The following is a 13,120-nucleotide window of genomic DNA, read 5'->3' as shown; positions in this document are numbered from 1 at the left end:
TGTTTAAAGTGAGTTCAAGAACGCCAGCAGCGCGGCACGCTGCTCGGCATTGAAAGACAAAACCTGTTGCTGCGCCGCTTTCGCTTCGCCGCCGTGCCAGAGCACGGCTTCGAGCAGGTTGCGGGCGCGGCCGTCATGCAGAAACTGGGTGTGGCCGCTGACCGCCTGCGTCAGGCCGATGCCCCACAGCGGCGGGGTGCGCCAGTCGCGGCCGGAGGCCTGGAATTCGGTGCGGTTGTCCGCCAGGCCTTCGCCCATGTCATGCAGCAGCAGATCGCTGTACGGGCGAATCACTTGATTGGCCAGTTCAGGTTCGGCCGCGTTGGCGGCGGTGGTGTATTTCGGTGTGTGACAGGACTGGCAGCCCGCCTGGAAAAACAGATTCTTGCCGGCCAGCACCTGCGGATCGTTGACCCCTCGGCGGGCGGGAACGGCGAGGTTACGACTGTAGAACAGCACCAGGCGCAGGATGTTGTCGCTGACTTCAGGTTCGCCGTCCGGGCCATTGCCGTTCGGTGCCTGTTTGCAGGCGGTTTGCGCGTCGGTGCAGTCATCAAACGGTCTCAGGCTGGTCGTGAGGCCCATATCACCAGAAAACGCGTGAACATTTTGTTGATTGAGGTTCGGTTGGCCGGCTTTCCAGCCAAATCGACCGATGACGGTCTTTTGCTGCTCATCGTCCCAGACCCGGTTTGGCCGGCCGTTGATGCCGTTGTTTGCTTTGGCCTGCGCAGCGGCGTTGGCGAGGATCGCTTCTTCCGGGATCGCTTCGAGCAGGCCGAGGCCGATCATCGGCGGCGCAACGCGGGCCGAGAAACGTGTGTCCGGGTGCATCGGGCCGTAGCCGAGCTGGGTGATCTGCAAGGCCGGTTTGCGCAGCTCGACTTCAGTGCCGTCCTTGAAGCGGACCGGCACAGGCGTGTAATCGACCCGCACCTTGCCTTCCGGCGCGACGCCGGGAACTGCCATGTCCTGGAACTGGCCGCCATAAACCGGCTCGGGCACCACGCCCACCTGTTCGATGACCTTGGCATAGGCCGGCGAATCGGGAATCGACAGACGCACCAGCATTGAAACCGCGTTGGCCGCATCCGGCGTCGGCGGATGGCCGCGGCCGTCCTTGATGTGGCAGTTCTGGCAGGCGTTGGTATTGAACAGCGGGCCGAGGCCATCGCGGGCGGTGGTGGTCGACGGCGCGATCACCCACGGGCTGCGAAAGAAACTGTTGCCGACGCTGAAGTCCACACGGCGCGAGGGCGGCAAGTTGGCCGACGGCAGGGAGAACGCATTCTGATCGCTCTTGCGCACGGTCGCCGCGCCGCCGGAACGGGCCTCACCCGGCTCGGCCTTGGTGAAACGCGGGGCGTCATCGCAGGCACTCAGGCCCAGGGCCAGAAACAGTGCGGACAAGCGAAGAGGCAGCGAGGGCATCAGACTTCCTGCAAGAGGGGCGAATTTAAAGGCGCAAAGTCTAACAGGGCGAGGGGGTTTGAATAAGAGGAATTATCGTTTGCTTGATGCAGGGCAGGGGTTTCACAAATCTTAAGGCTGGGTGCAAACCTTGTGGGAGCGAGCTTGCTCGCGAAAGCGCTGGTTCAGCCACTGATGCATTGCCTGACAGGACGCTTTCGCGAGCAAGCTCGCTCCCACGGGTTTTGTGTATGGCAGGCATAAAAAAGGCGACCCGAAGGTCGCCTTTTTTAACGCGGACGCTGTGATCAGAACTCGTGATCGGCGTTGTCCGGGTTCAGGTCGCTGATGCCCAGTTTGCCGGCAGCGGCTTCGATCGAGCCGGTCTGCTTGACCAGCGAAGCGATGGCGTCGCGGACGATCTGGTTGCCGGCAGTGTTGCCGGCCGCGATCAACTGGTCGTAGTGCTCACCCTTGTTGGCGTGATCGACCATGATCTGGATCTTGGCTTCGGTGGCGGCCAGATCGGCTTTCAGCGCGGTGTCGGCAGCCGGGTCAACCTTGGCCACCAGCGACGACAGGCTTGCGCCGGTCATTTTGGTGCCGTCGACGCGGGTGTACTCGCCCAGGTAAACGTTACGAATGCCTTTGGCATCGTAGAAGTGCGAGTTGTGGGTGTTGTCGCTGAAGCAATCCTGTTCGTCTTCCGGGGAGTTGGCTTCCAGGGACACTTTCATGCGCTCGCCGGCCAGCTCGCCCAGGGACAGGCTGCCCATGCCGAACAGCATTTTGCGCAGGCCGCTTTCAGCCGGTTCGGCTTCCAGGGTGGCGCGGTAGTTGTCGGCCACGTTCGGCTTCCAGTTGCCGACCATTTCTTCCAGGTCGCTGACCAGCAGCTGGGTCACGGATTTCAGGTAGGCACGACGACGATCGTTGTGACCGCCGGTGGCGCCTTTGCCTTCCAGGTAGTCCGAGGCCGGACGGTTGCCGGCGCCAGGGCCGGTGCCGTTCAGGTCCTGGCCCCAGAGCAGGAATTCGATGGCGTGGTAGCCGGTGGCAACGTTGGCCTCGGAGCCGCCCAGCTCGTTCAGGCTGGCGAGTTTTTCCGGCGTGATGTCCTTGACGTCGACCTTGTCTTCGCCGACCTGTACTTCGGTATTGGCGATGATGTTGGCGGTGGCGCCCGGGTTGCCCAGAGCGTGCTCATAGGACTTGTCGACGTAGTCGATCAGGCCTTCGTCCAGAGGCCAGGCGTTAACCTGACCTTCCCAGTCGTCGATGATGGTGTTGCCGAAGCGGAACACTTCGCTCTGCAGGTAAGGAACGCGGGCGGCAACCCAGGCAGCCTTGGCGGCTTTCAGAGTGTCGGCGTCCGGCTTGGCGAGGAACGCGTCGATGGCGGTTTGCAGGGTTTTCGCGGTGGATTCGGCATCGCTGTAAACGGCGAAGACCATGTCGGCGTAGTGCGAGACAACGGCTTTGCCGGCGGCCTCGTCGACTTTACCGGCAGCAGTAGGTGCAGCCGGTGCAGCGGTGCTCGCAGCCGGAGTCGGCGCAGGAGCGGCGGCCTTTTCTTTGTCTTTACCTTCGCCGCAACCGGCGAGGGAAATAGCGATGGCCAGCAGACTGGCGGTAGCCAGAGGCATACGAATCATGGCGAACATCCTGCTTCGGTAATTGAGTGGACAGGCGCGGGGGTGCGCAAAGCTGCGACATAATGCAAATCTTTCGCATTATGTGTAAAGGGTTGTAGCTGGAAATATTTCCTATTTGCGCGGGGTTTGCGCTGGATCAACAGCGTAGACCACACCCGGCGGATCAAGGGTTTTGCCGGGCTTCGCAGGGAGATGTCAGAGGATGGCCGCGTTGCTGCGCTGGGCCTGCTTGAGATAAACGCTCAGCTCGCGCGCCGGTAGCGGTTTGCTGTAGTGGTAACCCTGACCTTCGTGGCAGCCTTCGGAGATGATGTAGGTTTCCTGTTCGGCGGTTTCCACGCCCTCGGCGATCACCTGCATGCCCAGGCTCTTGCCCAGTTGAATGATGGCGCGAACGATGGTCGCGTCATCGTCGTCATCCAGCAGGTCCTGGACGAAGCTCTTGTCGATCTTGATCTTGTCCAGCGGCAGACTTTTGAGATAACTCAGCGAGGAGTAGCCAGTGCCGAAGTCGTCGATGGCGATCAAGGCACCGGAGCGACGCAGGCTCAGAAGGTGCTGGGCGGCGGTGCTGATGTCTTCCATCAGGCCGGTTTCGGTGACTTCCAGCTCCAGGCTGCGCGGCGGCAGGCGGTACATCTGCAACAGGTTGTTGACCACCCGTGGCAGCTCGGCATGGTGCAACTGCACGGTGGACAGGTTGACCGCCATGCGCAGATCGACGAAGCCCTGATCGTGCCAGTCGCGCAGTTGCTTGCAGGCCTGATCCAGCACCCATTCGCCGATGGCTATGATGGTGCCGTTCTGCTCGGCCAGCGGGATGAACAGGTCCGGCGGCACCAGACCGTGTTCCGGATGCTGCCAGCGGATCAATGCCTCGACCCCGACCACGCGATGATCGCGGTAGCTGATCTGCGGCTGATAGACGAGGTAGAACTGATCGCGCAGCAAGGCGTCGCGCAGGTCTTTTTCCAGTTCGCGACGGCGGCGCATCTCGCTGTCGACGCTGGCGATATAGAACTGATAGCGGTTGCGCGAGCGGGTCTTGGCCAGGGTCATGGTCTGTTCTGCTTTCTGCAACAGCTTCTCGGTGCTGTCGCCGTCCTCCGGGAACAAAGTGATGCCGATGGTCGCGCGCAGACGGATTTCCTGATGATCGAGGGCGAACGGCGCTTCCAGGTCATCAAGGATGCTTTGCGCCAGTTCCGCCGCCTCGTAAGGCTGTTCGATATCGGCCTGCACCAGCGCGAACTGATCGCCGCCGAGACGGGCGAGGGCGCCGAGGCGACCGCTGTGGGCGCGAAGGCGGTCAGCCAAGGCCAGCAGCAATTGGTCGCCGGTCTGGTAGCTGAATTGTTCGTTGATGCCTTTAAAATCGTCCAGACCTACGCAAAGGACGGCGACCCGCCGCTGCAGCTTGCCGGCATCCACCAGAATCTTGTCCAGTTGCTGTTGCAATTGCTGGCGGTTCGGCAGGCCGGTGAGGAAGTCGTACTGGGCCATGCGCAGCAGGCTGTTTTCCGCTTCGTGGCGCAGGTGGGTATTGCGTTCGATGGATTCGAGCAACTGGTTGGCGGTGTTGATCCAGATTCCGAGTTCGTTCTTCTCGTGGCCCTTGAGCTGCGGAATCTTGTGTTCGCTGGGGCGGTCCGGGTTGATCTCGGTGAGGTGTTCGATGATCCGCGACAGCGGTTTGGTCAGCAGCCAGTGATAGACCAGATACAGCACCAGGCCCATGGCCAAAGCGCGCAACACGCCGGAAATGAAGATGATCACCGAGCTGACGATGAATCCCTGACCGTAGGTGGCCGTGTCGAGGGTGATGCTCAGGTCGCCGTAATACTCGCTGTACGGCCCGCGTCCCACCAGTTGGGTGGTGAAAGTGCGTTCCTGGCCGAGGATCAGGTCGGTCAGCCAGCGGCTGTTGGAATGCTGCAGCTCACGGGATTTCTGCGCGAGCATCGCTTCGTTGGGATGGCCGATGGAGGCCTGACGCACGGCGTCGTCCTGGAACAGTCCTTCGATCACCTGCATGCCCATTTCCCGATCCAGACTGTAAACAGCCTGGGTGGAGGGATCGCGGAACATGTCGAGGATGCGTTCGGCATCGCCGGCGACGGCCTGGCGTGTTTTATAGGCATCGAAAACAATCTGCGCGCAGCTCAAGACCACGCCGACGATCAATGCCGACAGGAGCACGACCCGGAGCAACTTCACCGACAAGCTGTTCTTGAGTTCCAGCTTCAAAGGGTTATTCCTTGTTCCGTGCGGGTAGCGTCAAGTTGCCATGAGTATTGGCAATCCCGTGTTGGCAGTCAAAGGGACATTCGAGCCCTGGAAAATTTGTCCGTGGCCTTGGCCGAAATGCTGCTGTCTGGAGTATTTGCCCTATTTGTACTGTGTCGGTAGTTTTGCTCTCCAACTTGAGGGTGTCGGACAATTTTTCCATTTTTGATGTTAGTCCGCTGTGGCTTGGGAGCAAGGCGAGAAGGGCTTCTTTACGTGTGGGAAAAGGCCCTGTTTGTGATGCGACGCACCCACGATGATTTTTGCGGGCAGAAAAAAACCCGGCAATGCCGGGTTTTTTCGGGGACGCAGCTTAAGCGGTGAAGGTCTTGCCTTCGAACTGCTCGGCCACGAACTTCCAGTTGACCAGGTTCCAGAACGCCTCGACGTACTTAGGACGCAGGTTACGGTAGTCGATGTAGTAAGCGTGTTCCCATACGTCGCAGGTCAGCAGCGGGGTGTCGCCGCTGGTCAGCGGGTTGCCGGCGCCGATGGTGCTGGCCAGAGCCAGGGAACCGTCAGCCTTTTTCACCAGCCAGCCCCAGCCGGAACCGAAGGTGCCGATCGAGGTTTTGCTGAACTCTTCCTTGAACTTGTCGAACGAGCCGAACGCCGCGTTGATGGCTTCAGCCAGTGCGCCGGTTGGTTGACCGCCGGCGTTTGGCGCCAGGCAGTTCCAGTAGAAGGTGTGGTTCCAGACCTGAGCGGCGTTGTTGAAGATGCCGCCCGAGGAAGTCTTGACGATTTCTTCCAGGGTCTTGCCTTCGAACTCGGTGCCTGGCACCAGGTTGTTCAGGTTCACGACGTAGGTGTTGTGGTGCTTGTCGTGGTGGAATTCCAGGGTTTCCTTGGAAATGTGCGGCTGCAGGGCATCGTGTGCGTAAGGCAGCGGCGGCAATTCGAAAGCCATGATGATTCTCCTAATCAGGTCTGTTGCGGTGAGCGCAAGGCCGATCACGGGCGGCCAGAAATGCACCGGCGAGTTTTTACTCTTTGCGGCGCAGGGTTCGGATCATAGCACCGGGGGGGCGGGTTAACCACGCAACAACTGTGTGGGATAGAGGTTCCAGAGCCTTTTGGAATAATTCAGGAAGCCAATATCAATTGCCCCGCCACCGTGAACATCATCACCGCCACCAACAGATCCAGAATCCGCCACGTACTCGGCCGCGCCAGCCATGGTGCGAGCCATGCCGCGCCGAACGCCAGGGTGAAGAACCACAGCAGCGAAGCACTCGCCGCACCGATGACATAAGCGCCGGGCACCGACTGTTGTGCGCCGAGAGAGCCGATCAGCAGAACGGTGTCCAGATAGACGTGCGGGTTGAGCAGCGTCACTGCCAGTGCGCTGAGCATCACCGCGCGCAGCGAACGTACGGTCTGGTTTTCTCCCTGTTGCAGACTTTGCTTCGAGCAAGCCCGGCGCAACGCCTGGCTGCCGTACCAGATCAGAAACACCGCGCCGCCCCAGCGGGCGACCGCCAATAGGGTCGGATTCTGCGCCAGCACAGTGGCCAGACCGAAAACACCTGCCGCCACCAGCAACGCATCACAGGCGACGCACAGTGCGGCGACCGGCAGGTGATGCTCACGCCGCAGGCTCTGCGCCAGGACAAAGGCATTCTGCGTGCCGATCGCCATGATCAGCCCGAACGCCACCAGCAAACCGTTGGTATAGCTTTGCCACATGATCGTTACTCCGCGTTGGCTGCGAGATCGCGCAGCACTTGCATGGCGCGTTCGGCGTCGGCCTGACCGACGAACAAATGATCGTGGTAGTAGCCGGCAATCACGTTGCAACTGATACCGGCCTTGCCCAGTGCGGTGGCGAACGCGGCGGTCAGGCCGACGGCCTCCAGCGCCGAATGCACGTTCAACGTGATCCACGCCGCGACATAGTCAAAGCCGAAACCGGCGCGCTCGGCGTGGGAGCGTTCGAGAATCACCGTCAGGCCTTCCTGTTCACGGAAACTGCCGACGATTTCCAGGCCACTCGGCAAATGCCCGTCGCGCAAGGTACAGAATACGTATTCGCCAGCATTGAGCTGCGGGCTCATGCTGCGCAGCAGGGTGGTCAACGAGGTTTCGCCAGCCATGGAGGTGGTCCTTGATAAAGAGTGCTCGCTGGCTATTCTCCCGGTTGACGCTGTATAAGAAAAACCAATAGTGCTGATCGCTCATTAGGAAAACTGATGTTCGACTACAAATTGCTTTCCGCTCTGGCCGCCGTGGTCGAGCAGGCCGGATTCGAACGGGCGGCGCAGGTGCTGGGCCTTTCGCAATCGGCAATTTCCCAGCGGATCAAACTGCTGGAGGCGCGGATCGGTCAGCCGGTTTTGGTGCGCGGCACGCCGCCTTCGCCGACCGAGATTGGCCGGCGCCTGCTCAACCATGTGCAGCAGGTGCGCCTGCTCGAACGGGATTTGCAGACGCTGGTGCCGGCGCTGGACGAAGAAGGCCTGCCGGAGCGCCTGCGCATCGCCCTGAATGCCGACAGCCTCGCCACTTGGTGGGCCGAGGCGGTGGGCGATTTCTGCGCCGAACAACATCTATTGCTGGACCTGATCGTCGAAGACCAGACCGTCGGCCTCAAACGCATGCGCGCCGGTGAAGTGGCCGGTTGCCTGTGCGCCAGCGAGCGGCCGGTAGCAGGCGCGCGCAGCGTGTTACTTGGCGCGATGCGTTATCGGGCACTGGCCAGTCCGGCGTTCATTGAACGGCACTTTCCCGACGGCGTGCGGGCCGAGCAATTACCGCGCACCCCGGCGCTGGTGTTCGGCCCGGACGATTTTCTGCAGCATCGATATCTCGCATCCCTCGGCGTCGATGGCGGTTTCGAACATCACCTGTGTCCGTCGTCCGAAGGTTTCATTCGCCTGACCGAAGCCGGGCTCGGCTGGGGACTGGTGCCGGAATTACAGGTGCGCGAACAACTGGAGCGCGGCGTGCTGCGCGAACTGTTGCCAGATAAACCGATCGATGTGCCCTTGTACTGGCATCATTGGCGCAATGGCGGTCAGTTGCTCGGCCTGTTGACCGAGCAATTGGTGCGCTCGTCGGCGCAATGGCTCGTGCCGTTGGACTGACGGCCAGCGTCAAGACTCACGAATCAGGCAAACGAAAGACAGCGGAGCTTTACATGAAAATTCTGGTCACCGGCGCAAGCGGCTTCATTGGCGGACGCTTTGCGCGTTTCGCCCTGGAGCAGGGCCTGGACGTGCGGGTCAACGGTCGCCGGGCCGAGGGTGTCGAGCATCTGGTGCGTCGCGGTGCCGAGTTCGTTCAAGGCGATTTGAGCGACCCGGATCTGGTGCGTGCGCTATGCAGTGATGTCGAAGCTGTGGTGCATTGCGCCGGCGCGGTCGGCTTGTGGGGTCGGTATCAGGACTTCCATCAGGGCAACGTGCAGGTCACCGAAAACGTGGTCGAGGCCTGCCTGAAACAACGGGTTCGGCGGCTGGTGCATCTGTCGTCGCCCTCGATCTACTTTGACGGTCGCGACCATCTCGGCCTGACCGAAGAGCAAGTGCCCAAGCGCTTCAAGCATCACTACGCAGCGACCAAATACCTGGCCGAGCAAAAGGTTTTCGGCGCCCAGGAATTCGGCCTCGAAACCCTCGCCCTGCGCCCGCGTTTCGTCACCGGCGCCGGCGACATGAGCATCTTCCCGCGCTTGCTGAACATGCAGCGCAAGGGCCGTCTGGCGATCATCGGCAACGGTCTGAACAAGGTCGATTTCACCAGCGTGCACAACCTCAACGAAGCGTTGCTCAGCAGCCTGCTGGCCGACGCCTCAGCGCTGGGCAAGGCCTACAACATCAGCAACGGCGCTCCGGTGCCGCTGTGGGATGTAGTCAATTACGTGATGCGCAAGATGGAAGTCCCACAGGTCACCAAATACCGTTCCTACGGCCTGGCCTACAGCGTGGCGGCGCTCAACGAAGGTGTGTGCAAGCTCTGGCCGGGGCGTCCCGAGCCGACCCTGTCGCGCCTGGGCATGCAGGTGATGAACAAAAATTTCACCCTCGACATCAGTCGCGCCCGGCATTATCTGGACTACGATCCGAAAGTCAGTCTGTGGACGGCCCTCGATGAGTTCTGTGGCTGGTGGAAGGCCCAGGACATTCGTTGACACGAATCTGCCGGCCGGCACTGAACCGCGCCACGGCTTGAGGGTCAACCCCAGCGGCCGCGGGGTTTATACTTCGCCCCAATCTGCCATCACCGAGTTTCACAAAGGTTGCCTCAATGTCCATGCGTAACGATGCCCACGACGATTTCGACGATGTACCGAGCCTGCGCGCCGACGCCCTCGATGACGACGACTTTCCGGCCACCGCCCGCACCTCCGTGCATTCGCGCACGCCGCCGGTGGTCAAGGTCAAGGCTGCCAGCACCGGGCCGTTGTGGGCACTGGTCGGCGCATTGTTCTTCGCCTTCATTGGTCTGGCTTGGTGGAGCTTCCAGCAGATTTCGCTGATGGAGCAGCAACTGGTGGCGACCCAGGAAAGTTTCGCGCGTATCAGTGAGGAAGCGGCTGGGCGGCTGCAGGACATTTCCGGCAAGGTCGTGGCCAGCCAGACCAACGTCACCACCGACAGCGAAGCTTTGAAGCTGCAGATCAAACAGCTGCAAAGCGCGCTTCAGGATCAGAGCAAACAGCAGCAGGGCGTGGCCGGGCAGGCGACGGATCTGGACAAGCGCCTGGCGCAGATGACCGCCCAGACCACTGAACAACAGAACGCCAACACCCAGTTGCAGGCCCAGGTCAAAGCCCTGAGCGCCGAACTGGCCACGCTGAAAAGCACACCGGCCGACACCAGCAAAGTCGACGCCCAGCTCAAGAGCTTCGATGCACAGGTGAAGGGTTTCGATGCACAGTTCAAGAGCCTCGGTGCCGACATCACGGCCCTGAAAAAACAGGGCAGTTCGAACGCCGCCATCGAGCGTCTGGAGCAGGAAATCGTCATTCTCAAGAGCGAGCAGGACAATCGTCCGGCCGCTGCGCAGGGCGGCACCAACACCGCCGAGTTCGACGCATTCCGTGGGCAGATGACCCGCAACATCAACACCCTGCAAGCGCAGATCCAGAATCTGCAACAGCAAATCAACGCCCGTCCGTAAGTTTGTCGCATGGCGAGGGCGCGAACACCCTCGCCGCAGCAACATTCAGAAGCTTTCTGAATATCCATACATGCCTTCAGGCCGTCTACGCTCTTGAAACACCAACAAGAACGAGGGATGCGTCATGGGGTTTGTGCACAAGCTGGCCTGGCTCGGCGCGGTGCTGCTGTTGAGTTTCGGTCAGGCCAACGCGGCCGCCACGGAAAAAGACGACAGCAAGGCCGCCATCGCCCTGCTGGAAAAGGCTCTGGCCTACTACCACGACAACGGCGACAAGGCGTTCGCGGCGTTCAGCCGCCAGGGCGAATTCGTCGACAAGGATCGCTACGTGTTCGTGGTCGACACCAAGGGCGTGATGCTCGCCAGCGGTGGGCCATCGTCGGCATTGATCGGTCGCGACGTCAGCGAAGTCCTCGGGCCGGACTTGCAGAAGTCCTTCAAGGACGCCTTGAAAGTGCCGGAAGGCAACGGCATCCAGCAGGCCGAATACCGCTGGCAGAACTGGTCCGACGGCAAGGTCGAGCGCAAGCATGTTTACTATCAACGCATCGGTCAGCGGATTCTGGCAGTGGGTTATTACTTGCCGCGCGCGTCGGCTGAACAGGCGAAAGCATTGCTCGACAAAGCGGCCACCGACCTGACCAAAGACGAGAAGGGCACGTTGTCCGCGATCAACTCGCTCAAGGGCGGTTACTTGCAGGACGACCTGTATGTGTTCGTCGTCAATCTCGACAACCACCGCTACGTCGCCCACGGCACCAACTTGCGCCTGATCAACACCGATTTCGCCAAGGTCGATGACCCGGAAGGCAAACCGGTGGGCGAACCGATTCTCGCGCTGATTGGCAAACAGGATGAGGGGGAGTACGAGTACCGCTGGAAAAACCCGGTGACCGGCAAGGTCGAGAACAAACATGCCTACCTGAAGAAGGTCGGGAACATGCTGGTGGCGGTCGGTTATTACAGTGCTTGAGTGCACATCCCTGTGGGAGCGACGGTGCGACGACTCGACTTGCTCGCGATGCAATGTGTCATTCACCAATATCGTTGACTGACACGCTCCCATCGCGAGCAAGTCGAGTCGTCGCACCGTCGCTCCCACAGGTCACGCGGTGTTCGTTAGTCAGCGGGCGCCGTGTTCACGCCCGCGCAACAACCGGTTCGGCATCGCGATCGCCGCCGCCAGCCCGAGCAGCGACACTGCCGCGCTGACCATCAGCAAATGCCGGAATGTCACCAGCAGCTCGGCGCGCAAGGCGTTCTGCGCATCGCCGGGCGCCGCGTTCAGGCCATCGAGCAGCACGTTGCCGGAATGCCCTTCGCTCATCAGCGAGCTGCCAGCCAGGTGGGCGAAACTGGAGTCCTGCAACAACGCCAGCAACAGCGCCGACATCAACGCCACACCCACCGCGCCGCCCAGGGAGCGGAACAGGTTGGTGGTGCTGGTGGCGACGCCGATGTCCTTTTGCTCGACCGAATTCTGCGTGCCGACCAGCGAGGTCGGGAACTGCATGCCACCGGCGATCCCGCTGAGCAGCATGAACAGGCTGCTGAGCAGCGTCGCATCGGGCGGGCTGAAGGCCATGCCGAGGATCGAGATCGGCATCAGCAGCGCGCCGCTCAGAATCTGCGGTTTATAGCGTCCGGTGATCGAAGTGCGGCGTCCGGCGAAATACGCGCCGATCGGCAATCCCATCGCCAGCGGCAGCAAGTGCAATGCAGCGCTGTCCGCCCCAGCACCGGTCACGCTCTGGAAGCGCAGCGGCATCAGCACAATCAGCGAAATCGCCTGGAAGCTGCAAAAGAAAATCGTGCACCAGCACAGCAGCGCGCTGCGGTTGGTGAACAGGTGCATCGGCAGCAACGGCTCCCGGACGCGTCGTTCATGCCAGACAAACACCGCCAACACCGCCACCGCGCAAGCGAACAAACCGAGCACTTCACTGCTGCGCCACGCGTGGCCCTGGCCAACCTGAGTGATCGCCAGCAACAGCGCGGTCAGGCCGATGATCATCAGCAGCGTGCCGAGATAATCGATGATTGGTTTGCGCTGGGGAATCGGCAGGCCGATCAGATTGCGTCGCGCCACCCAGTACGCGCCAAGGCCCAGCGGCAAGTTGATCAGGAACACCCAGCGCCATGACAGGTACTCGGTCATGTAGCCGCCGAGCACCGGGCCGGCAACGCTGGCCACCGCGTACATGCTGGAGAAATAGCCCTGGTAGCGCCCGCGTTCGCGAGGCGGGACGATGTCGCCGATGATCGCCTGACTTACCGAAATCATCCCGCCGGCACCGATGCCCTGGAAAATCCGCGCCAGTACCAGTTGCTCCATGCTCTGGGCCATGCCGCAGAACAGCGAGGCGAGGGTGAACAGGCCCATGCCGAACAGCATCAGTTTGCGCCGCCCGTATAGATCGCCGAGCTTGCCGTAGATCGGCACCGCCACGGTCATCGCCACCATGTAGCCCGAAATCACCCAAGCCAGCAGGCTGACGTCCTTGAACTGGGCGGAGATGGCCGGCATGGAAACGGCGACGATGGTCTGGTCCAGCGCGCCGAGAAAGATCGCCATCATCAGCGCGACCAGCACGCTGCGAATGGCCGGTTTGGGCGTTTCGGGATGGTTGAGAGTGGTCACGGGC

The 13,120-nt window shown here is 61.3% G+C and carries 11 protein-coding genes; 4 read left to right on the top strand and 7 right to left on the bottom strand.

Going from position 1 to position 13,120, the window contains the following annotated elements; translation table 11 throughout:
* Positions 1 to 3: 3 nt before the first annotated feature.
* From CAF63_RS08735 to CAF63_RS08710, 6 genes are all read right to left on the bottom strand, one after another.
* The gene (locus tag CAF63_RS08735) at positions 4 to 1,431 is read right to left on the bottom strand and encodes a di-heme oxidoredictase family protein (RefSeq protein ID WP_085684466.1); all 1,428 of its coding nucleotides are present in this window, start codon (positions 1,429 to 1,431) and stop codon (positions 4 to 6) included.
* 287 nt (positions 1,432 to 1,718) lie between these two features.
* A complete protein-coding gene (locus CAF63_RS08730) occupies positions 1,719 to 3,065 on the bottom strand; it encodes an imelysin family protein (RefSeq protein WP_085684464.1) in 1,347 nt (448 codons plus the stop codon).
* 195 nt (positions 3,066 to 3,260) lie between these two features.
* Entirely contained in the window at positions 3,261 to 5,312 is a 2,052-nt protein-coding gene (locus CAF63_RS08725; protein WP_007953246.1) for a bifunctional diguanylate cyclase/phosphodiesterase, read from the bottom strand.
* Between the two features lie 352 nt (positions 5,313 to 5,664).
* Positions 5,665 to 6,261, bottom strand: coding sequence for a superoxide dismutase (locus CAF63_RS08720; RefSeq protein WP_003227660.1), 597 nt, complete (start codon positions 6,259 to 6,261; stop codon positions 5,665 to 5,667).
* A gap of 176 nt (positions 6,262 to 6,437) precedes the next feature.
* A complete protein-coding gene (locus CAF63_RS08715) occupies positions 6,438 to 7,040 on the bottom strand; it encodes a LysE/ArgO family amino acid transporter (RefSeq protein ID WP_085684462.1) in 603 nt (200 codons plus the stop codon).
* 5 nt (positions 7,041 to 7,045) lie between these two features.
* Entirely contained in the window at positions 7,046 to 7,447 is a 402-nt protein-coding gene (locus CAF63_RS08710) for an ACT domain-containing protein (protein WP_085684460.1), read from the bottom strand.
* 96 nt (positions 7,448 to 7,543) lie between these two features.
* Here CAF63_RS08710 and CAF63_RS08705 point away from each other — a divergent pair, with 96 nt between their 5' ends.
* From CAF63_RS08705 to CAF63_RS08690, 4 genes are all read left to right on the top strand, one after another.
* A complete protein-coding gene (locus tag CAF63_RS08705; protein WP_085684458.1) occupies positions 7,544 to 8,437 on the top strand; it encodes a LysR family transcriptional regulator ArgP in 894 nt (297 codons plus the stop codon).
* A gap of 53 nt (positions 8,438 to 8,490) precedes the next feature.
* Positions 8,491 to 9,483, top strand: a complete 993-nt coding sequence (locus CAF63_RS08700) for an NAD(P)-dependent oxidoreductase (RefSeq protein WP_085684455.1) — start codon at positions 8,491 to 8,493, stop codon at positions 9,481 to 9,483.
* A 116-nt stretch (positions 9,484 to 9,599) separates the two neighbouring features.
* Complete coding sequence (locus tag CAF63_RS08695) at positions 9,600 to 10,475, top strand: ATPase (protein WP_085684453.1); 876 nt, start codon at positions 9,600 to 9,602, stop codon at positions 10,473 to 10,475.
* Between the two features lie 124 nt (positions 10,476 to 10,599).
* The gene (locus CAF63_RS08690; protein ID WP_085684451.1) at positions 10,600 to 11,448 is read left to right on the top strand and encodes a cache domain-containing protein; all 849 of its coding nucleotides are present in this window, start codon (positions 10,600 to 10,602) and stop codon (positions 11,446 to 11,448) included.
* A gap of 150 nt (positions 11,449 to 11,598) precedes the next feature.
* Here CAF63_RS08690 and CAF63_RS08685 read toward each other — a convergent pair whose 3' ends face one another.
* Positions 11,599 to 13,116, bottom strand: coding sequence for an MDR family MFS transporter (locus CAF63_RS08685; protein ID WP_085684449.1), 1,518 nt, complete (start codon positions 13,114 to 13,116; stop codon positions 11,599 to 11,601).
* Positions 13,117 to 13,120: the final 4 nt, after the last annotated feature.

Origin of the sequence: Pseudomonas sp. B20(2017), from assembly GCF_002113125.1 — a bacterium.
Taxonomy (GTDB): Bacteria; Pseudomonadota; Gammaproteobacteria; order Pseudomonadales; family Pseudomonadaceae; genus Aquipseudomonas.
Note: the sequence above shows the minus strand (reverse complement) of the source record. Positions and strands in the feature narration are given on the sequence as shown.